General features: G+C 72.3%; 25 protein-coding genes. 22 read left to right on the plus strand and 3 right to left on the minus strand.

Translation table 11 applies throughout. From position 1 onward, the window contains the following. The first annotated feature begins 39 nt into the window (after positions 1 to 39). From ACIQZN_RS02010 to ACIQZN_RS02050, 9 genes are read left to right on the plus strand one after another with little or no spacing between them, the layout of a single operon-like run. Positions 40 to 1002 (plus strand): urea transporter, encoded by a 963-nt coding sequence (locus tag ACIQZN_RS02010; RefSeq protein ID WP_403986990.1) that lies wholly within the window; start codon positions 40 to 42, stop codon positions 1000 to 1002. 48 nt (positions 1003 to 1050) lie between these two features. Continuing rightward, positions 1051 to 1356, plus strand: coding sequence for an urease subunit gamma (locus tag ACIQZN_RS02015; RefSeq protein ID WP_403986993.1), 306 nt, complete (start codon positions 1051 to 1053; stop codon positions 1354 to 1356). A gap of 2 nt (positions 1357 to 1358) precedes the next feature. Then, complete coding sequence (locus ACIQZN_RS02020; RefSeq protein ID WP_403986996.1) at positions 1359 to 2207, plus strand: sirohydrochlorin chelatase; 849 nt, start codon at positions 1359 to 1361, stop codon at positions 2205 to 2207. After that, complete coding sequence (locus tag ACIQZN_RS02025) at positions 2204 to 2716, plus strand: urease subunit beta (RefSeq protein WP_403986999.1); 513 nt, start codon at positions 2204 to 2206, stop codon at positions 2714 to 2716. The genes ACIQZN_RS02020 and ACIQZN_RS02025 overlap by 4 nt, the downstream gene beginning before the upstream one ends. Next, entirely contained in the window at positions 2716 to 4440 is a 1725-nt protein-coding gene (gene ureC, locus ACIQZN_RS02030) for an urease subunit alpha (RefSeq protein WP_403987002.1), read from the plus strand. Before ACIQZN_RS02025 ends, ureC begins: the two co-directional genes overlap by 1 nt. Positions 4441 to 4445: 5 nt before the next feature. After that, positions 4446 to 5192 carry an urease accessory protein UreF gene (locus ACIQZN_RS02035; protein ID WP_403987005.1) on the plus strand — a complete coding sequence of 249 codons (747 nt, stop codon included), beginning with the start codon at positions 4446 to 4448 and terminating at the stop codon, positions 5190 to 5192. Positions 5193 to 5231: 39 nt separating this feature from the next. Then, positions 5232 to 5852: an urease accessory protein UreG gene (gene ureG, locus ACIQZN_RS02040; RefSeq protein ID WP_403987008.1), complete on the plus strand. Its 621-nt coding sequence runs from the start codon at positions 5232 to 5234 to the stop codon at positions 5850 to 5852. A gap of 1 nt (position 5853) precedes the next feature. Further along, complete coding sequence (locus ACIQZN_RS02045; protein ID WP_403987011.1) at positions 5854 to 6801, plus strand: urease accessory protein UreD; 948 nt, start codon at positions 5854 to 5856, stop codon at positions 6799 to 6801. Positions 6802 to 6841: 40 nt separating this feature from the next. Continuing rightward, the gene (locus ACIQZN_RS02050) at positions 6842 to 8191 is read left to right on the plus strand and encodes an ammonium transporter (RefSeq protein ID WP_403987014.1); all 1350 of its coding nucleotides are present in this window, start codon (positions 6842 to 6844) and stop codon (positions 8189 to 8191) included. Between the two features lie 4 nt (positions 8192 to 8195). Here the strand turns inward: ACIQZN_RS02050 and ACIQZN_RS02055 are convergent, their stop codons facing one another. Then, positions 8196 to 9599 carry a lipase maturation factor family protein gene (locus ACIQZN_RS02055; protein WP_403987017.1) on the minus strand — a complete coding sequence of 468 codons (1404 nt, stop codon included), beginning with the start codon at positions 9597 to 9599 and terminating at the stop codon, positions 8196 to 8198. A gap of 132 nt (positions 9600 to 9731) precedes the next feature. Between ACIQZN_RS02055 and ACIQZN_RS02060 the strand changes: the two genes are divergently transcribed. After that, complete coding sequence (locus tag ACIQZN_RS02060) at positions 9732 to 10868, plus strand: DUF6777 domain-containing protein (protein WP_403987020.1); 1137 nt, start codon at positions 9732 to 9734, stop codon at positions 10866 to 10868. Between the two features lie 13 nt (positions 10869 to 10881). Here ACIQZN_RS02060 and ACIQZN_RS02065 read toward each other — a convergent pair whose 3' ends face one another. After that, positions 10882 to 12315: a carotenoid oxygenase family protein gene (locus ACIQZN_RS02065; protein WP_403987023.1), complete on the minus strand. Its 1434-nt coding sequence runs from the start codon at positions 12313 to 12315 to the stop codon at positions 10882 to 10884. A gap of 178 nt (positions 12316 to 12493) precedes the next feature. Between ACIQZN_RS02065 and ACIQZN_RS02070 the strand changes: the two genes are divergently transcribed. Together ACIQZN_RS02070 and ACIQZN_RS02075 are read left to right on the plus strand one after the other, a co-directional pair. Continuing rightward, positions 12494 to 13096, plus strand: coding sequence for a hypothetical protein (locus tag ACIQZN_RS02070; RefSeq protein WP_403987026.1), 603 nt, complete (start codon positions 12494 to 12496; stop codon positions 13094 to 13096). A gap of 125 nt (positions 13097 to 13221) precedes the next feature. Next, on the plus strand, positions 13222 to 14274 hold the full coding sequence (locus ACIQZN_RS02075) for a chitinase (RefSeq protein ID WP_403987029.1): 1053 nt from the start codon (positions 13222 to 13224) through the stop codon (positions 14272 to 14274). Between the two features lie 71 nt (positions 14275 to 14345). On the opposite strand, the gene ACIQZN_RS02080 is transcribed toward ACIQZN_RS02075, so the two are convergent. After that, on the minus strand, positions 14346 to 15713 hold the full coding sequence (locus ACIQZN_RS02080; protein WP_403987032.1) for an FAD-dependent oxidoreductase: 1368 nt from the start codon (positions 15711 to 15713) through the stop codon (positions 14346 to 14348). A 272-nt stretch (positions 15714 to 15985) separates the two neighbouring features. On the opposite strand from ACIQZN_RS02080, the gene ACIQZN_RS02085 reads away from it, so the two are divergent. From ACIQZN_RS02085 to ACIQZN_RS02130, 10 genes are all read left to right on the plus strand, one after another. Then, entirely contained in the window at positions 15986 to 18052 is a 2067-nt protein-coding gene (locus ACIQZN_RS02085) for a SpoIIE family protein phosphatase (RefSeq protein WP_403987035.1), read from the plus strand. 160 nt (positions 18053 to 18212) lie between these two features. Beyond that, positions 18213 to 19592: a wax ester/triacylglycerol synthase family O-acyltransferase gene (locus tag ACIQZN_RS02090; protein ID WP_403987037.1), complete on the plus strand. Its 1380-nt coding sequence runs from the start codon at positions 18213 to 18215 to the stop codon at positions 19590 to 19592. Between the two features lie 117 nt (positions 19593 to 19709). Next, on the plus strand, positions 19710 to 20693 hold the full coding sequence (locus ACIQZN_RS02095; protein WP_403987392.1) for an aldo/keto reductase: 984 nt from the start codon (positions 19710 to 19712) through the stop codon (positions 20691 to 20693). 1 nt (position 20694) lies between these two features. After that, on the plus strand, positions 20695 to 21006 hold the full coding sequence (locus tag ACIQZN_RS02100) for an L-rhamnose mutarotase (RefSeq protein ID WP_403987040.1): 312 nt from the start codon (positions 20695 to 20697) through the stop codon (positions 21004 to 21006). A gap of 1 nt (position 21007) precedes the next feature. Next, positions 21008 to 21865, plus strand: a complete 858-nt coding sequence (locus ACIQZN_RS02105) for an amidohydrolase family protein (protein WP_403987043.1) — start codon at positions 21008 to 21010, stop codon at positions 21863 to 21865. A gap of 33 nt (positions 21866 to 21898) precedes the next feature. Beyond that, on the plus strand, positions 21899 to 22759 hold the full coding sequence (locus ACIQZN_RS02110; RefSeq protein ID WP_403987046.1) for an Fpg/Nei family DNA glycosylase: 861 nt from the start codon (positions 21899 to 21901) through the stop codon (positions 22757 to 22759). Positions 22760 to 22797: 38 nt separating this feature from the next. Next, on the plus strand, positions 22798 to 23553 hold the full coding sequence (locus ACIQZN_RS02115; RefSeq protein WP_403987049.1) for a LytR/AlgR family response regulator transcription factor: 756 nt from the start codon (positions 22798 to 22800) through the stop codon (positions 23551 to 23553). A gap of 64 nt (positions 23554 to 23617) precedes the next feature. Next, positions 23618 to 23980 (plus strand): hypothetical protein, encoded by a 363-nt coding sequence (locus ACIQZN_RS02120; protein ID WP_403987052.1) that lies wholly within the window; start codon positions 23618 to 23620, stop codon positions 23978 to 23980. After that, positions 23977 to 25458, plus strand: a complete 1482-nt coding sequence (locus ACIQZN_RS02125) for a cation acetate symporter (RefSeq protein WP_161212748.1) — start codon at positions 23977 to 23979, stop codon at positions 25456 to 25458. The genes ACIQZN_RS02120 and ACIQZN_RS02125 overlap by 4 nt, the downstream gene beginning before the upstream one ends. Continuing rightward, positions 25455 to 26645, plus strand: a complete 1191-nt coding sequence (locus tag ACIQZN_RS02130) for a sensor histidine kinase (protein ID WP_403987057.1) — start codon at positions 25455 to 25457, stop codon at positions 26643 to 26645. Before ACIQZN_RS02125 ends, ACIQZN_RS02130 begins: the two co-directional genes overlap by 4 nt. The last annotated feature ends 58 nt before the right edge of the window (positions 26646 to 26703 follow it).

Genomic DNA, 26703 nt, shown 5'->3' on the forward strand with positions numbered 1-26703 from the left:
GCCCGAAGCGCACCCGCCGCAGAGCCGCTGGAGCACGCCGTGTCCCTCGCCGAGCCGGATCTCGTCCGGCGGCTGGAGAGCCGTCAGCCGTCCGCGTACCTGCTGGCATCGCTGCGCGGCGTCGGGCAGGTCGACTTCCAGGCGGGCCTGTTCACCGGTGCCGCGTTCCTCGCGGGGCTGTGGGCGGCGGGCTGGGAGACCGGCCTCTTCGCCACGCTGGGGACGCTGATCGCCACCGCCGCCGCCTATGCGCTGGCCGTCGACCGGGGGAGTATCGCGCTCGGCATGCAGGGGTTCGCGGGCTGTCTGACCGGTATCGCCCTGGTCTCGACGCTCGGCAACCACCCGGCCACCTATGTGCTGACCGTCGTGGGCGCCGTCCTGTGCGTCGTCCTCATGGCGGCACTCGCCACCCTCCTCACGCCGTACCGCCTCAGCCCCATGACCGCTCCCTTCTGCCTCGTCTCCGGCGTGATGGTGGTCGGCGCCCCCTCCTTCGACCGCGTCTGGCACGGACCCCCGGCCGCCGTCTCCAGCACGACGAGCGGCGACACCGGGATCACCTGGAACGACCTGTGGCACGCGTTCTTCAACAACGTCTCGCAGGTCTTCCTGGTCGAGAGCTGGTACGTCGGACTGATCATGCTCGTCGGACTCGCCCTGGCCGGCCCGCGCGTCGTGCTCTGGGCCGCCGCCGGCAGCGTGGCCGGGATCGTCGCCGCCTGGCTGCTGGGCGCGCCGACGGCGCTGATCGCCAACGGCATCTACGGATACAACGCGGTGCTCGTCGCCATCGGCCTCGGAGCCGTCTTCCTGGCTTCCACGGTCTGGAACGGGATCTACGCACTGTTCGGCGCGGTGGTGAGCACCGGCCTGACCGCTTCCCTGACCTCGTTCTTCAAACCCTTCGGCGGCCACACCTTCACCTGGCCGTTCATCCTCACCACCTGGACGCTGCTGGCCGCCGTTCCCCTGCTGCCGCGGCTGCGCCGCAGCGGCTGACGAGGCCCCGCACCCCCGCACCCGTACATCCCGAGGAAGGCACCCGCGATGAACCTCGCCCCCCGCGAGATCGACAAACTGCTCGTCTATGTCGTGGCCGACCTGGCCCGCAAGCGCCAGGGCCGCGGCCTCAAGCTCAACTACAGCGAGTCGGTCGCGCTGATCACCGAGGCGATCCTGGAGGCGGCCCGCGACGGCAGGAGCGTCGCGGACTGCATGGAGCTGGGCCGCCATGTGGTGGGCGAGGACGACACCATGCCCGGTGTACGGGAGATGCTCGGCCTCCTCCAGGTCGAGGCGTCCTTCGTGGACGGCACCAAGCTTGTCTCCGTACACGACCCCATCGGCGGCTGACCGTGGCGGGGAACGGGGCCGTCATCGCGGTCTGCGGCCACGAAGCCGCGTACGGCGGTGCGCTGGAGGGCCTGCTCGGCCCGGACGTGGACGTCGTCCCCAACGGCCGCGCGCTGTTCCGCGCGGTCGCCGCGCACCGGCGCCGGGGCGAGCCCGCCGTGGTCGTCCCGATGACGCTGGGCCGCGACCCCGGACTCGTCGCGGACACCGCGCGCACCCTGCGCGCCGTCCCCGCCGCCGGCCCCGGAGCCGTGCTGCTCGCCGAGCCCTTCGGCACCGCCCAGCACCTCGTCGCCTGGCTGCGCGCGGCGGCCGGCCGGGCACCCGCGGACGCCGCGCTCCTCGTCACCGCCCCCTCCGGCGACCCGTTCGAGGACGCCGAGCTGTACCGCGTCGCCGCGCTCGTCCGCCGCTACGGCCGCCACACCCTGGTCGAGGTCGCCTTCGACGGCGGCGACCCGGACCCGGCCGAGGGCGTCCGGCGCTGCGGGCTGCTGGGCGCGGAGCGCGTGGCGCTGCTGCCCGCTTCGTTCACGGCGGGCGGCCCGGTCGGTGCGCATCCGGTGCCGGTGACGGACGTCGGCCCCCTCGTGCCGGTCCCCGCGCTGCGGCGGGTGCTGGACGAGCGCGTGAGCGACGCACACCGGCGCCTGCGCGAGCAGGGCGACGACGGCATCACCGCCGGGCTCGCCGCCGCCGACCACCACGGCCACGCGCACACCCACCCGCCGGGCGAGGGCCACGGCCACGCGCACGGACATGCCCACGAGCACGGCCCGGGGGGCGCGCACCGGCATCACCACCACCCGTCCGCCGCCGAAGCGGACCGAGGCATCAGGAGCATCGCATGACGTTCCGTCAGCAGTACCTGTACGGAGACGGCCCGATCGAGCTCAACGCGGGCCGCCGCACGCTCAAGGTCACCGTGAGCAACACCGGCGACCGGGCCGTCCAGATCGGCTCGCACTACCACTTCTTCGAGGTCAACTCGGCGCTCTCCTTCGACCGCGAGGCGACCCTCGGCATGCACCTCAACATCGCCGCCGGCACCTCCGTACGGTTCGAGCCCGGCGGGACGCGCGAGGTCGAGCTGTGCGCGTACGCCGGAACCGGCCGGCTCACCGGCTTCAGCGGGCTGCTCAACGGCAGCCTCTCCTCCCACCCCGCCCGCGTCGAAGCCGTCCGCAGGGCCATCGAACGCGGCTTCCAAGGGGCCGAGGCCGCCCGGCCCGCCCAGCGCTCCAAGGCCGCCGAGCCCGCCAAGGCAGACCAGTCCGCCAAGCCCGCGAAGTCCGCCAAGCCCGCGAAGTCCGCCAAGCCCGCGAAGTCCGGCAAGGACAAGAAGAAGGGTTCGCGCTGATGCCCATCCTGCCCCGCAAGCAGTACACCGACATGTTCGGCCCGACGGTCGGTGACCGCTTCCACCTCGCCGACACCAACCTCCTCGTCGAGGTGGAGAAGGACTACAGCGAGGGCCTGTACGGCGACGAGGTCGTCTACGGCGGCGGCAAGACCATGCGCGACGGTATGGCATCCGACCCGCAGGCCACCGCCGCCCAGGGCGCCCTGGACACGGTCATCACCAACGTGGTGGTCATCGACCCCATGGTCGGCGTCGTCAAATGCGACATCGGCATCAAGGACGGCTTCATCGTCGGCATCGGCAAGTCCGGCAACCCGCAGACGCAGAACAACGTCGACCCGGACCTGGTCGTCGGCCCCGGCACGGAGGCCATCGCGGGCGAGCACCTGATCGCCACCGCGGGCGCCATCGACACCCATGTGCACCTCATCGCCCCGCAGCAGGCCGAACAGGCCCTGACCAACGGCATCACCACGCTCATCGGCGGCGGCACCGGCCCGACGGACGGCTCCAACGGGACGACCTGCACCCCGGGCCCGTACAACATCGGCAAGCTGCTCCAGGCCGCCGAGGCGTTCCCCGTCAACCTCGGCATCATGGCGAAGGGCAACGGCAGCCTGCCCGAGGCCCTCGACGAGCAGGTCGCCGCGGGCGCCTGCGGTCTCAAGGTGCACGAGGACTGGGGCGCGACCCCGGCCGTCATCGACAACGCGCTGACCGTCGCCGACGCCCACGACGTCCAGGTGTCCATCCACACCGACAGCCTCAACGAGAGCGGTTTCTTCGAGGACACCCGCTCCGCCATCGACGGCCGGGCCATCCACACCTTCCACAGCGAGGGCGCGGGCGGCGGCCACGCCCCCGACATCCTCCGCGTCACCGGCGAACCGAACGTCCTGCCGTCCTCCACCAACCCGACGCTGCCGTACACCAGGAACTCGGTGGACGAACTCCTCGACATGGTCATGGTCTGCCACCACCTGAGCCGCGACATCCCCGAGGACGTGTCCTTCGCCGACAGCCGGGTGCGGGCCGAGACCATCGCCGCCGAGTCCGTGCTGCACGACCTCGGCGTGATCAGCATGTTCTCCTCCGACTCCCAGGCCATGGGCCGCATCGGCGAGTCCGTCACCCGGGCCTTCCAGACCGCGCACCACTGCAAGGACAAGCTCGGAATCCTGGAGGGCGACTCGGAGCGCAACGACAACCAGCGGGTGCTGCGCTACCTCGCCAAGGTCACCATCAACCCCGCCATCGCCTCCGGGATCTCCGACTACGTGGGCTCGATCGAGAAGGGCAAGCTCGCCGACATCGTGCTGTGGCCCATCCACTCCTTCGCCGCCAAACCGAAGATGATCATCAAGGGCGGCATCGTCTCCTGGGCGCAGATGGGCGACCCCAACGCCTCCCTGCCCACCCCGCAACCGGTGATCTACCGGCCCATGTTCGGGCAGTACGGCAAGGCGCTCCCGGCCACCCACGCCACGTTCATGTCGCAGGCGGGCATCGCCGCCGGAGTGCCGGCCGAACTCGGCCTGGAACGGCAGGTCCTCCCGGTGCGCCGTACCCGCACGATCGGCAAGCACAACATGATCCGCAACGACGCCCTGCCCGACGTCCAGGTCGACCCGGAGACGTTCAAGGTCACGCTCAACGGCAAGGTCGCCACCATCGACCCGGCCGAGACGCTGCCCCTGAACCACCTCTACTTCCTGGTCTAGGGCCGATGTACCGCAAGGAGGGCGACATCGCGGGCGACCCCGTCCCGGCGGGGACCACGGCGGCCACCGGCCTCGGACCGCTGCTGGTCAGCCTCCAGCTGACCGACTCGGCGTTCCCGAGCGGCTTCTACACCCTCTCGCACAGCCTGGAGGGCTATGCCCAGGCGGGCGCCGTGGACGCGGAGAGCCTGCCGCTGCTGCTGGCGGACCTGCTGCTGCACGGCGTCGGGCCCGCCGACGCCACCGCGCTCGCCCTCGCCCACCGGGCGACCGCGGCGGGCGACCCGGAGACCGTGGTCCGGATCGACGAGCACCTGTTCGCCACGAAGCTGGGCCGTGAGATGCGCCAGGCCGCCACCCGGACCGGGCGCCAGCTCCTGGACCTGGGCCATGAGGTCTTCGGCCGCCCGGAGATCGGCGACTACTACGAGCGGGTCGTGCGCCGCGAGGCCCCCGGCACCCAGGCGGTGGCCGCCGGGATCGTCTACGCGGCGACCGGCGTCCCGGTCCGCCAGGCGGTCGCCGCAGACCTGTTCGCGTTCTGCGTCAGCTTCGCGGGCGCCGCCCTGCGGCTGAGGCTGACCGATCACCGTACGGCGCAGACCCTGCTCCGAGGCGCCGCGCCCGTCATCGAGACCACCGTCGACGCGGCGCTGCGCAGGGAGCTGGACGACATCGGCGCCACCGTCTTCGCCTCCGACGTCATGTCGGGCCGTCATGAACGCGCCGAGGCACGCCTCTTCGCCAGCTGAGCACCCACCAGCACCCACCACGACACCCCTAGGAGCACCATGGACGACAACGTACTCAGGGTCGGCATCGGCGGACCCGTCGGTTCCGGCAAGACCGCGCTCATCGAGGCGCTGGTCCCGGTCCTGATCGCACGCGGTCACCGCCCCGCCGTCATCACCAATGACATCTACACCCAGGAGGACGCCCAGCACGTCCGCCGCACCCTGGCCGGTGTCCTCGAACCCGAGCGCGTCGTCGGCGTCGAGACGGGCGCCTGCCCGCACACCGCCGTGCGCGACGACCCGACGATGAACCTCGCGGCCGGCGCGGAGATGCTGGAGCGCTTCCCGGACACCGACACGCTCCTGTACGAGTCCGGCGGCGACAACCTCACCCTGACGTTCAGCCCGGCCCTGGTCGACCTCTTCCTCTTCGTGCTCGACACGGCGGAGGGCGAGAAGATGCCCCGCAAGCGCGGACCCGGCATCACCGACTCCGACCTGCTGGTCATCAACAAGATCGACATCGCGCAGTACGTGCGTACGGACATCGACGTCATGGAGTCCGACGCCCACCGGGTGCGGGGAGACCGCCCCGTGGTCCTCACCGACTGCCTGACCGGCGTGGGCGTGGAGGAGATCGCCGGCTACCTCGAATCGCGCCGCAAGGTGCTGATCTGACATGCCGCTCGCCCCGCGACGGCCGAAGGACCGGCTCACCGAGGAGTACTACACCCCCGTCCGCGTCCCCCCGGACGTGGCGGCCCTGGCCTCCGTCCCGGACACCCTGGCGCCCGGCTCCCCGGCCAAGGTGGGCATCCTCGACCTCGCCTTCGCCGTGCGGGGCGGGCGCACCGAACTCGTCGGGCGCTACCAGAAGACCCCGCTCCAGATCATGCGACCGCTGTGGATCGACCCCGCGCAGCCCGGCATGAGTTACGTGTATCTGATGGCGACCGGCGGCGGCATCGCCCAGGCCGACCGCTATCGGATGGACTTCCACTGCGGCCCCGACACCCAGGTCCATCTGACGACCCAGGCCGCGACCAAGGTCTTCCGGATGGAGCACGACTACGCGAGCCAGCGCGTGCACCTGACGGCGGAGGCCGACAGCTACGTCGAATACCTCCCCGACCCGCTCATCCCGTTCCGCGACGCGCGGTTCTACCAGCGCACCGAGGTCACCGTCGCGCCCGGGGCCACCGTGCTCGTCGGTGACACCCTCACCGCCGGCCGGCTCGCCCGGGGCGAGCGCCACGCGTACCGGATGCTCGCCACCGACCTCCGCGTCAGCCGGCCCGACGGCACCCTCCTCGCCATCGACACCCTGCGCCTGGCGCCGGGGGCCGGAGTCCTCGGGCCCGGGGTGTTCGCCGGCCACGACCACGTCGCCTCGCTGTTCGTGGTGACCGACCGCGTTCCCGCCGCCGGGCTCGCCGACACCCTGCACGAGGCGCTGGCCGGGCTCGGCGTCCTGTACGGCGTGAGCGTGCTGCCCCGGGACTGCGGGGCGTGGGTGCGGCTGCTCGACGACAGCCCGGTCCGGGTCGCCGAGGCGCACCGGGCCGCCTGGCACGCCGTACGCCGGCTGCTCACCGGCCACCCGCCGCCCGACCTGCGCAAGCCGTAGCGCCTCCCGCCCCGCACACCCCCTACACGAGGTATCGCCGATGATCACCGCTCCCGCGCCCATGCCGGCCGCGTACGACTCCGGGGACACCGCCTGGCTGCTCGCCGCCACCGCCATGGTCCTGCTGATGACGCCCGGACTCGCGTTCTTCTACGGCGGCATGGTGCGCACCCGGCACGTGCTCATGATGATCAAGATGAGCTTCGCGGCGCTGGCCTTCGGCACCCTCGTCTGGTGGGTCCTGGGGTACACCCTGGCGTTCGGGCCGGACGTCGGCGGCGCCGGGCTCATCGGCAACCTCGACCACGTCTTCATGAAGGGCATCGAGCTCAACACACTGACCGGGGCCATCCCCACGTACATCTACAGCACCTTCCAGATGGGCTTCGCCGTCATCACCGTGGCCCTGATCAGCGGCTCCATCGCCGACCGCGCCACGATGCGGGGCTGGCTCGTCTTCGTCGTGCTCTGGCTGCTCATCGTCTACATCCCCCTCGCGCACTGGGTGTTCGACAAGGAGGGCTGGATCGTGAAGCACCTCGGCGCCCTCGACTTCGCCGGAGGACTGCCGGTGGAGCTCAACTCCGGGGTCGCCGGGCTCGCCGTCGCCCTCGTGCTGCGCGCGCCCCGCGACTTCGCCCGCCGCGAGGAACGCCCGAACAACATCCCGCTCGTGGTCGTCGGCGTGGGGCTGCTGTGGTTCGGCTGGTTCGGCTTCAACTCCGGCTCCGCGCTCACCGACCGGGGCACGGCCGCGGCCGCCTTCATCAACACCCAGCTCGGCGCGGCGGGCGCCATGGTGACCTGGCCGCTGGTCGAGAAGTGGCGCACGGGCCGGGTGACCACCATGGGCGTGGTGTCGTCGGCCGTCGCGGGCATGGTCGCCATCACCCCGGCGTGCGGCGAGATCAACACACTGGGCGCGGTGATCACGGGCCTGGTCGTCGGGGCGGTGAGCGCGTACGCGGTCACCCTCAAGTTCCGCTTCAACGTGGACGACACGCTCGACGTGGTCGGGGTGCACGGGGTCGGCGGGTTCATCGGCCTGGTCATGGTCGGCCTCTTCGCCACGGCGCGCATCAGCGGCAAGGAGGGCCTGTTCTACGGCGGCGGCTGGGGCCTCCTCGGCAAACAGCTCGTCGCGATCGTGTCCGTGATCGCGTTCTCGTTCATCCTCACCTGGCTCATCGCCAAGGCCGTCGACCTGACCGTCGGCTTCCGGGCGAAGGAGGAGTACGCCACAGTGCCGGGGGAGGAGGTCGAGCGCGCGTACGACTTCCAGACCGCCGAGCGGCTGGGCGCGCTGGTCTCGGGGCGCCGGGTGGCGAGCGACGACGAACTGGTCGAGCAGATCAGCCGCCTGCTGCGGGCCCGCGAGAGCGGGAAGTAGCCGCTCACGCCCTGGTCGGACGCAGGAAATCGCGGACGAACGTACGGTGCCACCAGCAGCCGGTCGCCCGCAGTTCGGGCCACGTCGTGAACCGGTAGCGGAAGACCCTGGCCCGCACCTGGGCGGGCGGGGCGTCCGGGAACGGGTTGTGCCGCAGCAGCCGCAGCGTGTCCCGGTCGTTCTCCAGCAGCCGCTCCACGAACGGCCCGAACCAGGACCTGGCGTACGCGGGGGAGAGCGCCGCGAACCACATCATCCAGTCGAGCCGCAGATGGTACGGGGCGAACTGACGCGGCATCCGGCGCGGATCGCCCGGCTTGCCCCGGAAGCCGTACTCCTTCCACACCGTGCCCGGGTGCACCACCGCGTCGTCCGTCCCCTCCACCACCACCTCCAGGCGGACCCGGCTGATGCTGCCGAAGGCGCCGTACGTGTTGACCAGGTGCAGCGGGTCGAAGGACCGGTTCATCACCTGGCGGCGGGAGACCAGATTGCGGGCCGGACGGTAGCTGAGAACCAGGACCAGCGCGGTGACCGCGATGACCACCACCGCGTACCAGACGGGCGCGCCCCGCTGGGCGGGCGGCTGGACCACCGGCGACCAGTCGACGGCCGGCAGGGCGAGCGTGATGGTCAGCCAGTTCAGCCAGGCGAAGTTCCCGGAGAGCACCAGCCACAACTGCGTGACGATCATCAGCCCGGCCGCCGCGCTCGCCACCGGCTGGGGGGTGAACAGCAGGACCGGGACGAGCAGCTGGGTCACGTGGTTGGCCGCCACCTCGGCCCGGTGCACGGGCCGGGGGAGACGGTGGAAGAACCAGCTCAGCGGGCCCGGCATCGGCTGCGTCTCGTGGTGGAATTCCAGACACGTGAGGTTCCGCCAGCAGGCGTCGCCGCGCCACTTGATGAGCCCGGCGCCGAACTCCACCCGGAACAGCACCCACCGCAGCAGCCAGAGCACCAGCACCGGTGACGCCGTGCCCGCGTTCCCCAGGAAGACGGCCAGGAAACCCGTCTCCAGCAGCAGCGATTCCCAGCCGAACCCGTACCAGACCCCGCCCACCTGCACGATCGACAGATACAGCAGCCACGGCACCGCCCAGAGCGCCATCGCGGCCCCCAGCGGCACACGGTTGTCCGCCCCTGCGATCAGCGCGACGGAGACGGCACACCCGGTCCAGGCCACCGCGGCGAAGAAGCGGTCGGAGCAATGCAACCGGAAGAGGCCCGGAGCGGTGCGCCAGGACGTACGCCGCAGCTCCCCGGTCGCGGGCAGCATGCCGCGCTCCCCGATCAGCGCCCGGAACTGGAGCGCGGCGGTGAGGAAGGCGGTCAGGTAGACGACGGCGAGGGCCTTCTGGAAGACCAGCCGGCCGAGCCAGTACCCGTCAGCGGTGAACCACTCCATCGGTACCAGTATCGGCCGTGCGTCCGCCGCGCGCCGGATCTCGCCGGTCGCCGTCCGTTTGCGGCGGACCGGGATGTGCGGCAGACATGAGGGGAGCGACCGGGAGACCGGTGACCAGGCAGGAGACCGCCCGTGCCCTCACGCATACGACCGCGCCGCACCGTCCCCGCCCTGCTCTGCGCCGGCCTCCTCCTCAGCGCGGGCTGCGCCCGGGACACCTCCGGCAGCGGCCCCGCCACGCGAACGGCCGACGCCGCCGGCCTCGTCCTCCAGCCCGCGGCCGACCCCGGGAACGCCCCCTTCACTGCCTCCACCGCGGGCGGACCGGCCCTGCCCCCTCACGCCGTACCGACCGGGACACCCCGCTCCCCGTCGGCACCCGGCCAGGCGCTCAAGCGCACCGGATCGACGCCAGGCCTGTACGCCGGAACACGCGCCGTCCCCTCCTGCGACGTGGAGGCGGAGATCCGGATGCTCGCCGTGGACCCGGCGCGGGAAGAGGCGTTCGCGCAGACCGTGTCCGTCGCGCGCGACAGGGTCGCCGGCTTCCTGCGCGGCCTGACTCCCGTCCTGTTGCGTGCCGACACCCTGGTCACCGGGCACGGCTTCCGGGACGGCTCCGTCACCACCTACCAGGCCGTGTTGCAGGCCGGCACCGCGGTCATGGTCGACGCACGGGGGCTGCCCCGGGTCCGCTGCGCCTGCGGCAACCCGCTGGACGCGCCGACCGGCCCGGGGGACGCGTCGGCCGGGACGGGGAAGCGCTGGGAGGGGTTCGACCCGGCGCGGACCGTCGTGGTCGAGCCCGCCGCGCGGCCCGTGGCGGAGCTGGTGATCGCCGACCTGGCGCACCACAGCTGGATCGCCCGGCCGGCCGGGGACGAGGGCACCGGCGACCGCGTTCCCGAGGAGCCGCCGCCGTACACCCCCGACACCGACATCACCGGCCCGCTCCCCGACGTACCGCCACCCGCCACGAAGCGGCCGGAGAAGTCGTCGGAGCCCACGCCGTCCCGGTCCCCGGAGGACTGCGCGACGCTCGGCGTACCCACACCGGAGACGCCCACACCGCCCGGTGAGCCGGCGGCGGCCCGCGACGTACCCGCCCGGGCGCCGGGGGAAACGCGCTGCCCGACGCCGACCGGGGAGCCCACGGACGAGCCCTCCGGGGAGCCATCGGTGCCGGACCGGACACCCGGCTCCGACGAGCCGCCGACATCCATTCGGCTGCCCCAGGGCGCCGACGACAGACCGGCCGTGCGGTGGTGACGGGCGGCGGGCCTCATTCCTCGGTCGGCAGCCAGTTGCCGTGGAGGCCCAGGGGGACGCGGACCGGGATGCGCACCCGGGCCACCGGGCCCGACGCCGGGTCCTCGGACGGGATGATGAGCAACCAACTGGTCTCATCGGTGCGGTCGGTGGCGTACGTCATCCAGTAACCGCCCTCACCCGGCCCGGTGCCGGGGACGGGCGCGAAGACCGGCTCGCCCACCGACAGGTCCCCGGCCCGCCAGGCCACATGAGGGCCGGAGGGGTCGTTGCCGTCGTACCAGCGCAGGGTGTCGTACTCGCCCGGCAGCAGATCCAGGCTGCCGGAGTCCGAGGCCACGGCCAGCTGGCGGTGGCGCCTGCCGATCAGCCGGTCGTCGGTGCGGGGGAGCTCCATCCGGACGTCGTCCAGGACGGTCCGGCGCATCGTGCCCGCGACGGGATCGATGACCGCGCGCACCAGGCCCGCGTGGTTGGGCCCCGCGCCCTCGGCGGGCGCGCCCATGGACAGCCGGGTCCACTGCACGTAGTCCAGCACCACATCGCCGCCGCCGGGCTCGGTGTCGAAGGCGTTGACGGTGTGCCACAGCCAGAAAGCGTCGTCCGACGCCCAGCGCACCGGGCCGCCGTCGCGCGGGATCAGGGCGAGCCGGGTGCCGCGTTCGGGGCGCCAGTCGATCATCGAGCCGCCGTTCATGGCCGCCGCGATGTCGAAGAACACCGGTGCCAGCACGATCACCAGGAAGCGCGGGGTGATCGCCATGTCGTGGATCATCATCGGCTCGTCGACCCCCTCCACGGGGGTGGGGCCCCGGAGCACGTCGCCCAGGGGACCGATCGCGGACCAGGTGAGGTAGGGCGGCTCCAGGCCGTAGCAGAAGACAAGCATCTCGCCCGTGACCGGGTCCGTCTTCGGGTGCGCGGTGATGCCGGCCGGCAGCGCCCCGCCGAACGTCTCCTTGCCGACGGTCGCCAGGTCGGGCGTCATGAGGAACGGGCAGTCCGACTCGGCGAGCGCCAGGAGCCGTCCCGCGTGGCGCACCACGTTGATGTCCGGCATGTCGCGGAAGGTGCCGGCCAGCTCGGGACCGACGTCCGGCTCCTGCGGCAGGATCATCGACTCGATGCCGCCCCACAGCGCCCGCCCCGCCCGCTCCTCGGCGACCACGGCGGGTGTCCGGACGAACCGGTTGCGGTAGCGGGCCCGGCCGCCGGACATCCATACGCCGTGCAGCATGCCGTCGCCGTCGATCGGGTAGAGGTACGAACCGATCGGCGTGAAGCGCGGATTGGGGCCGTTGCGCAGGAACACCCCGTCCAGCTCGCCGGGCAGTGAGCCCGTTACCTCCAGGTCCGCCTCGTCGACCTCCTCGGTCACGGGGGCGAAGCGCCCCGAGAGGTGGACGACCCGGCTCGGGTCGAAGGCGTGTGCGGCATGTGCGGCCATGGCGGCCTCCCTTGCCGGGACGTGGGGGCGCACCCGGATGCGGGCCGGGCTGACTCCTCATTGAATCCCCGGCCCAGGACCGCCGCAACGCGGTCGCGGAGTGCGAGGGGCCGTCCCCGGGCCCACCATGGAAGACGCGGCAGATCGCCGCGCCGGGCCACACCTTCGGAGGTGTCCGGTGTCCGAAACCGAAACCCGCTCCGGGCGGCGGACGGGGAACCTGTTCTTCGCGTTCGCGCCCTGGATCATCTTCGTCGTCGTCGCCTCTCCCAGTACCTGGGAGTACGCCGCCCTGGCCGGCCTGGTGGCCGCCGTGGTGCTCAACCTGCCGGACATGCGCCGGGGTTCCTTCAAGATCCTGGAGGTCACCGGCATCGTCTTCTTCGCGTTGCTGAGCGTCCTGGCACTGTTCCTGGACCGTCAGGACCTGGACTGGGTCGAGAGGTACGCCCAGGTGCTGTCCAGCGGCGTGATCGCCGTGGTGGCGCTCGGTTCGCTGGCGTTCGTCCCGTTCACCGAGCAGTACGCACGTGAGTCGACGCCCCGGGAGGTGTGGGGTTCGCCGGTGTTCCGCCACGTCAACCGGGTGCTGACGCTGCTGTGGGGCGCGGTCTTCGCGGCCACCGCCCTGCTGGGCCTCCTCGCGCTGCACACCTCGTCGGGGCGCGACTGGTACAACTGGATCATCCCGGTGGTCCTGCTGGTGCTGGCCGTCCGGTTCACCGAGAAATATCCGGACCGGGTGCGCGAGCGGTCCCGTAACGCGCACGCCTCCCCATGAAGCACACCGGTCCCACTTTGGTCCAGACCTATTGACGGAAGGTCTGGACCACTTTACGTTGGGCGGCGTTCACGATTCCGCTTGCGTGTTGTCAGGGGCATGCCACTTCAGGAAGAGGTCCCGCCATGTTCGGTCGCACATCACGTCTGCTGGGGGTCGGCCTGGCGGCGGCGTGCATCGTGCAGATGCTCGTCGGCGCGACGCCGAGCTCCGCGCAGGAGGACACCTGTGCGGTCAAGTCGAAGCCCGCGGGCAAGGTGCTCCAGGGCTACTGGGAGAACTGGGACGGCGCGTCCAACGGGGTGCACCCGCCGCTGGGCTGGATCCCCGTCACCGACAGCCGCATTCCGCAGCACGGCTACAACGTGATCAACGCGGCCTTCCCGGTCATCCTCTCGGACGGCACGGTCCTTTGGGAGGACGGGATGGACTCGACCGTCAAGGTGCCGACCCCGGCCGAGATGTGCCAGGCGAAGGCGTCCGGGCTCACCACCCTCCTGTCGATCGGCGGCGCCACCGCCGGCATCGACCTCAGCTCCACCGCCGTCGCCGACCGCTTCGTGGACACGGTCGTGCCGATCCTGAAGAAGTACAACTTCGACGGAATCGACATCGACATCGAGACCGGCCTGACGGGCACCGGCAACATCGGCCAGCTGTCCGCCTCGCAGTCCAACCTGATCCGCATCATCGACGGCGTACTCGCGAAGATGCCGTCCAACTTCGGCCTGACGATGGCACCCGAGACGGCCTACGTCACCGGCGGTAGCGTCGTGTACGGCTCGATCTGGGGCGCGTACCTCCCGATCGTCAAGAAGTACGCGGACAATGGCCGGCTCTGGTGGCTGAACATGCAGTACTACAACGGCAGCATGTACGGCTGCTCCGGCGACTCGTACTCCGCCGGCACCGTGGAGGGCTTCACCGCGCAGACCGACTGCCTCGACAAGGGCCTGACCATCCAGGGCACCACGATCCGGGTGCCCTACGACAAGCAGGTGCCCGGTCTGCCGGCCCAGCCCGGCGCGGGCGGCGGCCACATGTCGACCGGCCTCGTCTCCCAGGCGTGGAACCACTACGGCAACAGCCTCAAGGGCCTCATGACCTGGTCGCTGAACTGGGACGGATCGAAGAACTGGACCTTCGGCGACAACGTGAAGGCGCTCCAGGGTCGCTGACCCCGCAGACCCCCCTCAGGGCGACGGCCCCGCACACCCCTTCCGGGAGGTGCGGGGCCGTCGCCGTGGTGTCAGCGGCCGGTCTCCGAGGCGTCCAGCATCGCCTCGCGCTCCACGACCTTGACGCGCTCGCGGTCCTGCTCGGCCCCGAGGGCGCGCTCGTGCGCGTCGAGGCGGTACCAGCCCTCACGGGTGGTGTAGCGGATGCCGCGCTCCTCCAGGAATGCGGTGACGGCCTCCGGCTCGGGCCGCGCCGGGGCGGGCAGCCGCCCGGCGGCGTGGTCCTCCAGCAGGCAGGCGACCGTCTCGTTGGCGTCGCCCTTGGTGTGGCCGATCAGGCCGACCGGGCCCCGCTTGATCCAGCCGGTGACGTACACCGACTCCATCGGCTCGTCGCCTTCGAGGACCCGGCCCGCGGCGTGCGGGACCGTGCCGGACGCGATGTCGAACGGCAGCTTCGGCAGCTCGCGCGAGTAGTAGCCGACCGCCCGGTAGACGCTCTGGACGTCCCACTCGTTGAAGGCGCCGGTGCCGCGCACGTTGCCGGTGCCGTCCAGCTCCGTGCGCTCGGTGCGCAGGCCGGTGACCCGGCCGTCCTCGCCGGTGATCTCGACGGGGGACTCGAAGAAGTGCAGGAAGAGCTTGTGCGGCCGGTCGCCGACGTCGCGGATCGCCCAGTTCTCCAGCGTGGAGGCGACCATGTTGGCCTGCTTGTTCCCGCGCCGGGTCTCGATCGAGCCCTCGTCGTAGTCGATGTCCTCGGGGTTGACGATGACCTCGATGTTGGGCGAGTGGTCCAGCTCGCGCAGCTCCATCGGGCTGAACTTCGCCTGGGCCGGGCCGCGCCGTCCGAAGACGTGCACCTCCAGCGCCTTGTTCGCCTTCAGGCCCTCGTGGACGTTGGCGGGGATCTCCGTCGGCAGCAGCTCGTCGGCGGTCTTCGCGAGGATGCGGGCCACGTCCAGGGCGACGTTCCCGACGCCCAGCACGGCGACCTTCTCGGCCTCCAGCGGCCAGGTGCGCGGGACGTCCGGGTGGCCGTCGTACCAGGAGACGAAGTCGGCGGCCCCGTAGGAGCCGTCCAGGTCGTGGCCCGGGATGTCGAGCGCGCGGTCCGCGTCGGCGCCGGTGGAGAAGATCACCGCGTCGTAGAAGGTGCGCAGCTCGTCGAGGTCCAGGTCGTTCGGGTAGTCGACGTTGCCGAACAGGCGCAGCTGCGGCTTGTCCAGGACCTGGTGCAGCGCCTGCACGATGCCCTTGATACGCGGGTGGTCGGGCGCCACGCCGTAGCGGATCAGGCCGAAGGGGGCGGGCATCCGCTCGAAGAGGTCGATGGAGACGCCCGGATCGGCGGCCGCGTCGGATTTGAGCAGCGCGTCCGCCGCGTAGATGCCGGCGGGACCGGCTCCGACGATGGCGACGCGGACGGGGCGTGTCATGGCGAGCTGTTCCTTCGAACGGGCGAGCAGAAGCGGGGCCGGTTGGTAAGGCAAGGCTTAGTCGACCCCTCGCACACGTTAGCCCCTGCTCGGGCCCGCTTTCGGGGCGGGGCGGCGTTACTGGGCGGTATTCGGGCCTTCCTCCCGTGCCGGTGTGCCGGGAATCCTTGTGATGCCGCCCTCCGGCACGCTCCGTAGATGTGTCCTATCGCACGTTCACCAAATGGACGGTTCAGTCGAAGAATCGGACAAATGGTGGCAGAGTGACGCACATGGATGATCGGGTAGCGGGTGCCCTGTCACTCCCGGACGACTGGCCCGCCCACCCGGATCTCAGCCTCGCCCTGAACCGAATGGGCAGCTTCGACTGGGACCTCGACAGCGGCCTCTTGCACTTGGACCGGCCCGCCCTCGACGTGTTCGACATGAGGGCCGAGGAATACGACAACCGGCCCGAGACGCTCGGGCTGCGCGTGCCGCCCGACGAGGGCGTCCGGCTGGACGCCATGGTCTCGGAGGCGCTGAAGAGCGGCCGCAGCAACTACGGGGCGTACTTCCGCCTCCAGTCGCGCGACGGCACCCTGCGCTGGGGGCACACCCAGGGCTTCGTACACCGTGACGAAAGCGGCCGCCCCCGCCGGATCATCGGCATCGTCAGGGACGCCGGCCCGGAGCTCGCCGAGTCCGCCGCCCGCCGCGAGCTGGACGAGGAGCTGCGCCGCCGCACCAGCCTGGTCGACGCCACCACGGCCGCCCTGGCCCACGCCCGTACCGTCAAGGACGTCATCGAGGTCCTGAAGAACTCCGAGGGCCTGGCCCTGCTCGGCGCGACCAGCCTGGTCATGGGGCTCATCGAGGCGGGGCGCATCCATCTGGTGGCCGACGGGCCCGAGGGGTCGTTCGTGCCCGGCACCCGGTACACCCGGACGGACGAGCAGTACCCGATGAGCGAGGTCGTCCGGACGCTCGGCCCCCGCTTCATCGAGTCGGCCGAGGACTTCGCCGCCTCCTACCCCGTCCTGTGGCCGCACATCAGCCACCTCGGGATCACCTCCGCCGCCTACCTCCCGCTGATCGCCCAGGCCCGTCCCATCGGCGCGCTCGGCCTCCTCTACAGCGGCAAGGACGGCTTCACCGCCGATGAGCGGAACCTGCTCCTCGCCCTCGGCAGCTCCATCGCCCAGAGCCTCCAGCGCGCCATGCTCTACGAACAGGAGCACGACCTCGCCGAAGGACTCCAGCAGGCCATGCTGCCGCGCCGGATCCCCGACGTGCCCGGCGCCCAGATCGCCGTGCGATACCGCTCGGCCCGGCTCGGCCGGGACATCGGCGGCGACTGGTACGACGTCATCCCGCTGCCCGGCGGCCGGGTCGGCGCCGTCATCGGGGACGTCCAGGGCCACGACACCCACGCGGCCGCCGTGATGGGCCAGCTCCGCATCGTGCTGCGCGCGTACGCCGCCGAGGGGCACAGCCCCGCCACGGTCATGGCACGGGCCTCCGTCTTCCTGCACGAACTCGACACCGACCGGTTCGCGACCTGCACCTATGCCGAGGCGGACCTGACCACCGGCGTGGTCCAGCTGGTCCGCGCCGGACATGTCGACCCGCTCGTCCGCGACGCCGACGGCGGCTGCCGCAGGGTGCCGTCCGAGGGCGGGCTGCCGCTCGGGCTCTCCGCCGAATTCGGCCGGCTCGAATACCCGGTCAGCACCGTCGAGCTGGACCCCGGCCAGACCATGGTGCTCTTCACCGACGGACTGGTGGAACTCCCTGGCGCCGACCTGGACGAGGGCACCCAGCGGCTCACCGCCCTCGTCACCAACGGCCCGCAGGACCTCGACCAGCTCGCCGACCGCCTCTGCGCCTCCGTGGACGAGCGCGGCGGCGAGGACGACGTGGCCCTCCTGCTCCTGCGCCGCAAGGCCGCCCAGGCCCCGCAGCCGGGCGGCCGGCTCCAGCAGCACGTCGCCCAGAACGACCCCGAGGCGCTCAGCTCGGCCCGCCACATGATCCGCGCGGCGGTCCGGGCCTGGGGCGCCAAGGACCGGGCCGACGAGGTCGAGCTGGCCGCCGACGAGCTGGTCACCAACGCCCTGATGCACACCGACGGCGGCGCCATCGTCACGATCCGGGTCCTCACCGGTCCCGAGCGGCGGCTCCGGGTCGACGTCGAGGACCGGTCGAGCGCCCTGCCGCGCCGCCGGGAGGCCGGCGAGGCAGGGGTCTCCGGACGCGGCCTGCTGCTGGTCGACCAGCTCGCGGACGCCTGGGGCGTCGAGTCCCGGGGCACCGGCAAGTGCGTCTGGAGCGAATTCGTCGTCCCGCCACGCGAATGACTTACCGACTGGTTCTCGCCCGCCCCTCGTCCGTCCGGCCGAAAAGTTGCGCGCAATGAGAATGTAACTGAACGTAACGTGTCTGTACTTGACCGTGATGGACCACCGGAGATTGACTGCGATCTGGTCGGTCTCCCGTCTTCGACGACATGAGGACCCGTTGGGCACTGAGCTACTGGCACCCCTCGATCTCGCCTTCTGGCACCTCGAGTCCGCTGCCCACCCCATGCACCTCGGCGCGCTCGCCGTCTTCGCACCGCCCCCCGGCGCGGACCCCGGCCCCGAAGCGCTCCTCGACCTCCTCGGCGCCCGCGCCGCCGCGATCCCCCGGCTGCGCATGCGGGTACGCGACGTGCTGCTGCCGGTCGGCGGCGCGGCCTGGTCCACCGACCCGGAGTTCGACGTGCACCGCCACGTCCGGCGCGTACGGCTGCCCGCCGAGGCCACGGCGCCCGGCGGCGCGGGCTTCATGGAGGCCGCCACCCGGCTCGCCGGCGAACTGATGGAGCGGCCGCTCCGCCGGGGCCTGCCGCCCTGGGAGATGTACCTCATCGACGCACCGGACGGCGGCCCGTTCGCCGTGCTCGTCAAGCTCCACCACGCGCTCGCCGACGGCATGCGGGCGGTCACCATCGGGGCCGGGATCTTCGACGAGATCGCCTCCGCGACCACCCGCCCCCGCCCCTCCGCCCGGCCGCGCCCGGTCCCACCCAGGTCCTGGATGCCGGGCCCGCGCCAGGTCGCCGGGCTGGCCCTCGGCCGGATCGAGGACCTGGGCCGCGCCTTCGGGGTCGGCGCCTCGCTGGTCCGGGCCGGCCGTCTCGACCCGCGCGGCGCACCGGTGCTCCGGGCCGGCTCCAGCGGGACCCGGCGGCTCGCCACGGCCGACCTCGACCTGGACGCGGTGCGACGCGTCCGCCGCGTGACCGGGGGCACCGGGAACGATGTGCTGCTCGCCGTCGTGGCGGGTGCGCTGCGGCGCTGGATGCTGGAGCGCGGCGAGACCCCGCCGCGCGACGACCCGCGTGCCCTGGTCCCGGTCTCCCGGCGGCGGCCGGGCGGCGCGGCCGTGGCCACCGGCAACCGGCTCTCCGCCTACCTCCTGGACCTCCCCGTGTCGGAGCCGGACCCCCGGGAGCGGCTGCGCGCGGTACGCGAGGCGATGGACCGCAACAAGGCCGCGGGCCCGCTGCGGGGTGCCGGGGCGGTCGCCGTGCTGGCCGATCAGCTGCCGTCGCTGGCCCACCGTTTCGGCGCCCCGCTCGCCGGGAACGCGGCCCGGATGCTGTTCGACGTCCTGGTCACCAGCGTGCCCCTGCCGCGCTCGCGCCTCTCGCTGGCCGGCTGCCCGCTGAGCGCCCTGTACCCGATGGCGCCGCTGGCCCGGGGGCAGTCGATGGCCGTCGCGCTGACGACGTACGGCTCGCGCGTGCACATCGGCATCGTGGGCGACGGCAAGGCGCTGCCGGGCCTGGACGGCCTCGCGCGCTGCGCCGACGAGGAGCTGGAAGCGCTCCTCGCAGAGGTGATCAAGGCATAGATCGGACAGGTCGGCCCCTGATCGCTGCAATTGGTGGTCGCAGGAGTGTTGACGCGCCCAAGTGATCCGATGAATATTCGCTGTGTGGCAGCGATCATCGGGGAGGGCGACGACAGGATGCGGCGCGGCAGGCTGGGCGGCAGTGCGGTCGAGATCACCGAACTCTCCTTCGGCGCGGCCGCCATCGGCAACCTCTTCAGCGAAGTGGAACCGGGACGGGCGGCGGCCACCGTCGACGCCGCCTGGGACGCGGGCATCCGCTACTTCGACACCGCCCCGCACTACGGGCTCGGCCTCTCCGAACGCCGCCTCGGGGAGGCCCTGCGCGCCCGCCCCCGCGACGCGTACACGCTCTCCACCAAGGTCGGCCGCGTCCTCGACCCACTGCCCCCCGAGGAGACCGCCGCGTCCGAAGGGCTCTCCGAGGGCTTCGCCGTACGCGCCACGCACCGCCGCCGCTGGGACTTCAGCGCGGCCGGCGTCCGCCGCAGCATCGAGGACAGCCTCGACCGCCTGGGCCTCGACCGCATCGACATCACCTACCTCCACGACCCCGACGACCACGCCGAACCCGCCTTCCGCGAGGCGTATCCGGAACTGGAGAAGCTGCGCGCCGAAGGGGTCGTCGGGGCGATCGGCGCCGGGATGAACCAGACCGCGATGCTCACCCGCTTCGTCCGCGACACCGACGTCGACGTCGTCCTGTGCGCCGGCCGGTTCACCCTGCTCGACCAGTCGGCCCTCACCGACCTGCTGCCGGCCGCCGCCGCGCGCGGCCGGAGCGTCGTCGTCGGCGGGGTCTTCAACTCCGGCCTCCTCGCCGACCCGCGCCCCGGCGCCACCTACGACTACGCCGCCGCCCCGATCAACCTCCTCGACCGCGCCCTCCGGCTGAGGGGCGTCACCGAGGCCCATGGAGTCCCGCTGCGCGCCGCCGCCCTGCGGTACCCGCTGACCCACCCGGCCGTCGCCGGGGTACTCGTCGGCACCCGCTCCCCGGACGAGGTGCGTGACGCCGCCGTACAGCTGAACCGGGAGATCCCCGAGGCCCTCTGGGACGACCTGCGCGACCAGGGCCTGCTGCCCGGGAACGGACACTGACATGCGCATCGCCCTGCACACCAAGGTCCGCGCCGACCGCATCGCCGCGTATGAGACCGCCCACCGCGAGGTCCCGCCGGAGCTGACCCGGGCGATCCGCGCGGCAGGTGCCGGCTCCTGGACGATCTGGCGCAGCGGCACCGACCTCTTCCACCTCATCGAGTGCGACGACTACGCACGCCTCCTCGCCGAACTGGAGCAGCTGCCCGTCAACGTCGCCTGGCAGGCCCGGATGGACGGCCTCCTCGACGTGGCCCACGACTACTCCGCCGAGGGCGCCGAAGCCGGGCTGCCCGTCGTCTGGGAGCTGTGAGATGACCGCCCTACCCCGCGTCGTGGACGCCCACCACCATGTGTGGGACCTCGCGGTACGCGACCAGGGCTGGATCACCGGTGAGGCGCTGGCCCCCCTGCGCCGCGACTTCACCCTCGCCGACCTGGAGCCCGAGGCCCGCGCGGCCGGGGTCGCCGCCACCGTGCTCGTGCAGACCGTCACCGTGGCCGAGGAGACGCCGGAGTTCCTGGCGCTCGCCGGCCGCGGCGGACTGGTCGCCGGGGTCGTCGGCTGGACCGACCTCACCGCACCGGACATCGCCGACACCCTGGCCGCCCTGCGCGAACTCCCCGGCGGCGACCGGCTTGTCGGGCTCCGCCACCAGGTCCAGGGCGAACCGGACCCCGAGTGGCTGCTGCGGCCCGATGTGCTGCGCGGTCTGGCCGCCGTGGCCGACGCCGGGCTCGTCTACGACCTGGTGATCCTCCCGCACCAACTGCCCGCCGCGACCCGGGCCGCCGCCGCGCTCCCGGGGCTCGTCCTCGTGCTCGACCACGCCGGGAAGCCGCCCGTCGCCACCGGGCGCACCCGGCCCTGGGCCGACGAACTGCGGGCCCTCGCCGCCCTCCCCAACACCGTCTGCAAGCTCTCCGGACTCGTCACCGAAGCGGACTGGGGCAGCTGGACGCCGGACGACCTGCGCCCGTACGCGGAGACCGTCATCGACGCCTTCGGGCCCGGGCGGCTCATGTTCGGCTCCGACTGGCCGGTGTGCCGCCTCGCCGCCACGTACACCGAGGTCCTGGACACCGCCCGCACCCTGATCCAGGACCTCAGCGACGACGAGCGGGCCGCCGTGCTCGCCACCACCGCCGAACGCGTGTACGGCCTTCGGTAGGCGTCCAGGGCCCGGCTGCGGCAGTCTTGGACCATGCCCGAACTGCCGGAAGTCGAAGCCCTGCGGCTCTTCCTCGACGACCACCTCGTCGGCAAGGAGATCGACCGCGTCCTGCCCGTCGCCATCAGCGTCCTCAAGACGTACGACCCGCCGCTCACCGCCCTGCACGGCGGCACGGTCACCGACGTACGGCGGCACGGCAAGTTCCTCGACATCGGCGTCGGCCCGCTCCACCTGATCACCCACCTCGCCCGGGCCGGCTGGCTCCGCTGGAACGACGCCTTCCCGGACACCCCGCCGCGCCCCGGCAAGGGCCCGCTGGCGCTGCGTACCGTCCTCACCGGCGGCGACGGCTTCGACCTGACCGAGGCCGGCACCACCAAACGCCTCGCCGTCCACCTCGTGCACGACCCGGCCGAGGTCCCCGGAATCGCCCGCCTCGGACCCGACCCGCTCGGCCCGGAATTCGACCGGGACGCGTTCGCCGCCCTGCTCGACGGGGAACGCCGCCAGATCAAGGGCGCCCTGCGCGACCAGTCGCTCATCGCCGGCATCGGCAACGCGTACAGCGACGAGATCCTGCACGTCGCCAAGATGTCGCCGTTCAAGCTCACCGCGAACCTCACCGAAGACGAGATCACCCGCCTCCACGAGGCCATGCGCACCACCCTGGAGGACGCAGTCGCCCGGTCCGGCGGCGTCGAGGCAGGACGCCTCAAGGCCGAGAAGAAGAGCGCGATGCGCGTCCACGGGCGCACCGGCCAGGCGTGCCCGGTCTGCGGGGACACCATCCGCGAGGTCTCCTTCAGCGACTCATCGCTCCAGTACTGCCCGACCTGCCAGACCGGAGGCAAACCGCTCGCGGACCGCCGCCTGTCCAGGCTGCTCAAGTAGGGGCGCGATGCGCGGGGCACGCCTTACACTCCGGCCTCATGCTCCGCGTACTCGCCGTCGACGACGAAGAACCCGCCCTGGAGGAACTGCTCTACCTCCTGCGCGCCGACCCCCGCATCCACAGCGCGGAGGGGGCCACCGGGGCCACCGAGGCGCTGCGCCGCATCGGGAGCGCCGTCGACGCGGGGCCCGACGATCCGTCCGCCATCGACGTGGTCTTCCTCGACATCCACATGGCCGGGCTCACCGGGCTCGACGTCGCGCAGCTCCTCGCCGGGTTCGCCGCGCCGCCGCTCATCGTCTTCGTCACCGCCCACGAGGGCTTCGCCGTGCACGCCTTCGACCTCAAGGCCGTCGACTACGTCCTGAAACCGGTCCGCCGCGAACGCCTTGCCGAGGCCGTACGACGCGTCGCCGAGCAGGTCCAGGACCGTTCGGCGCCCGTCGTCCACGACACCGCGCAGGACCAGATAGCCGTCGAACTGGGCGGCGTCATCCGCTTCATCCCGGTCGACGACATCGCGTACGCCGAGGCCCAGGGCGACTACGCCCGGCTGCACACCGCCACCGGCAGCCACCTCGTCCGCGTCCCCCTGACCACCCTGGAGGAGCGCTGGCGCACCCGCGGCTTCGTCCGTATCCACCGCCGCCACCTCGTGGCCCTCGGCCGCATCGACGAACTGCGCCTGGACGCCGGCAGCATGAGCGTCCGCATCGGCACCGCGGAGCTCGCCGTCAGCCGCCGCCACACCCGCGCGCTGCGCGATCTGCTGATGCGGCGGACCGGCCGCTGACCAGCGGCTACCGCCCTGCGAACCCCTTCCCAGCGGGGCCGGGTGCCGCCTACACTCCGGCCCCATGTCCGCAGAGCCCACACCCCGGCGCGAAGTGGTGACGGGGGAGCCCCGGCGGGTGCGCCCGCTGCCCCGCTACCGCACCCAGTCGGAGATCGAAGAGCAGACCGCGCTCGGCGGCGCCTACGTCCGCTCGCTGATGCGGGGGCAGTTGCGGGCCGGGCTCACCGCCTTCGCGGTCCTCGCCGCCGTCGTGGGCACCCTGCCCCTCGTCTTCGAGGCGCTGCACAGCTCCGCCGTCGTCTGGGCGGTCCTCGGCTTCGCCGCCTACCCACCGCTCACCGTGCTCGCCTGGTGGTACGTGCGCCGCGCCGAGCGCAACGAGAGGGACTTCGCCCGGCTCGTGGAAGGCCGCTCCGCCCCGTGAGCCGTACGTACGCGGTGGCGGCCGTCGCTGTCGTCGTCCTGGCCACCGTCCTCGTCGGCGGCTTCGGACTGCGGATCTCCCGCACCACCTCCGACTTCTACGTGGCCTCGCGCACCGTGCGCCCCCGGCTCAACGCGGCCGCCATCAGCGGCGAATACCTCTCCGCCGCCTCCTTCCTCGGCATCGCGGGCCTGGTCCTCGTGCACGGGCCCGACATGCTCTGGTACCCGGTCGGCTACACCGCCGGCTATCTCGTCCTGCTGGTCTTCGTCGCCGCCCCGCTGCGCCGCTCGGGGGCGTACACCCTGCCCGACTTCGCCGAAGGCCGCCTGGAATCCCGGCAGGTACGCAGACTCGTCAGCGTCCTCGTCGTCGGCGCCGGCTGGCTCTACCTGGTGCCCCAGCTCCAGGGCGCCGGACTCACCCTCAAGATCCTCACCGGGGCGCCCGGCTGGCTCGGCGACGTGCTCGTCGCCTCCGTCGTCGTGCTGGCCGTCGCGGCCGGCGGGATGCGCTCGATCACCTTCGTCCAGGTCTTCCAGTACTGGCTGAAGCTGACCGCGCTCCTCGTCCCCGCGATCTTCCTGGTGCTGGCCTGGCAGGGCGACGGACAGCCCCGCATCACCTTCGACGAACACCTCTCCGCGTTCCGTGCCGACCACCCGCTGTACGCGACCTACGGCCTCATCGTCGCCACCTTCCTCGGCACCATGGGCCTGCCGCACGTCGTCGTCCGCTTCTACACCAGCCCCAACGGCCGCGACGCCCGCCGCACCACCGTCGCCGTCCTCGCCCTCATCGGCGTCTTCTACCTCCTGCCGCCCGTCTACGGCGCGCTGGGCCGGCTGTACGCCCCCGAGCTGATCCACGGCGGAGACGCGGACGCCGCCGTGCTCCTGCTGCCCGGCCGGGTCATCGGCGGACTCGGCGGCGATCTGCTCGGGGCGCTCGTCGCGGGCGGCGCGTTCGCCGCGTTCCTCTCCACCGCGTCCGGGCTCACCATGGCCGTCGCCGGGGTCATCACCCAGGACGTGCTGCCCTCGCGCGGGGTCCGGCACTTCCGGCTGGCCACCGTCCTCGCCATCTCCGTGCCCCTGGCCGGCTCACTGATGGTCAGCCGGGTCCCCGTCGCCGACTCCGTGGGCATGGCCTTCGCCGTCTCCGCGTCCTCCTTCTGCCCGCTGCTCGTCCTCGGCATCTGGTGGCGCCGGCTCACCCCGCCCGGGGCGGTGGCCGGGCTGCTTCTCGGCGGCGGCTCCGCGCTGCTCTCCGTCGCCATCACGGTCAGCGGCGCGGTGCGCCCGCCCGGCTGGCCGCACGCCCTGCTCGCCTGGCCCGCCGTCTGGTCCGTGCCGGTCGGCTTCCTCGCCATGATCCTGGTCTCGCTGGCCACGCCGAGCCGGATACCGCCCGGCACCAACGCCGCCATGACCCGCTTCCACCTGCCCGAAGCGCTCACCACCGGGAGGCACCGGTGACCGGGGCCGGCTACGCCGCCGTCGTCGTGCTCGCGCTCCTGCTGTTCGGCGGGGGCCTCCTGCTCGGCCGCCGCACGGCCCGGCCCGTGCGCACCAGCGACGTCGGCACGCCCGTCGAGCACGCCACCTTCGAGACCCTGCACACCGCGTCCCTGGCCGCGCCCCCGCTCCGCGCCGGGCTCACCGAGGACAGCGCCCGCCGCTCGGCGCGCCGGCTGCGCTCACTCCTCGGCACCGACGCGCTGTGCCTCACCGACCGGGACGGGGTCCTCGTCTGGGACGGCGAGGGCGACCACCACGGCCGGGACGTCATGGAGCAGGTCGCGGGGGTCCTGGAGACCGGCCGCGACACCGCCTTCCACAGCGGCTGCGAGGACCTGGACTGCCCGCTGAAGTGGGCCGTCGCCGTGCCGCTGACCGTCGACCACCGCGTTCTCGGCACCCTCGTCGCCTACGCTCCGCGCGAATCTGCCGTCCTGGCCCGGGCCGCGGGCGAGGTCGCCCGCTGGGTCTGCGTCCAGCTGGAACTGGCCGAACTCGACCGCTCCCGCACCCAGCTCATCGAGGCCGAGATCAGGGCCCTGCGCGCCCAGATCTCCCCGCACTTCATCTTCAACTCACTGGCCGCCATCGCGTCCTTCGTCCGCACCGACCCGGAGCAGGCCCGCGAACTGCTCCTGGAGTTCGCGGACTTCACCCGCTACTCGTTCCGCAGCCACGGCGACTTCACCACCCTCGCGGACGAACTGCACTCCATCGACCAGTACCTCGCCCTGGTCCGGGCCCGCTTCGGTGAACGGCTCTCCGTCACCCTCCAAGTCGCCCCCGAGGTGCTGCCCGTCGCCCTGCCCTTCCTCTGCCTCCAGCCGCTCGTCGAGAACGCCGTCAAACACGGCCTCGAAGGCGCCGTCACCTCCAGCCGCATCACCATCAGCGCCCTGGACGCCGGCTCCGAGGCGGAGGTCGTCATCGAGGACGACGGCACCGGCATGGACCCCCAGCGGCTGCGCCACATCCTGCGCGGCGAGGGCGGCCGCTCGACCGGCATCGGCCTGCTCAACGTGGACGAACGGCTCCGCCAGGTGTACGGGGACGAGTACGGGCTCGTCATCGAGACGGGCATCGGGGCCGGGATGCGGATCACCGTGCGGCTGCCGAAGTACCGCGCGGGGGTGCACGGGTCCTGAGCGGTGCGCGCCTAGGCCGTTTCTTCTGGATCACTCCCGCAGGAGCTGGTTGTCAGTG

The organism is Streptomyces sp. NPDC097595, assembly GCF_044761525.1.
In the GTDB taxonomy this organism is placed as follows: domain Bacteria; phylum Actinomycetota; class Actinomycetes; order Streptomycetales; family Streptomycetaceae; genus Streptomyces; species Streptomyces drozdowiczii_A.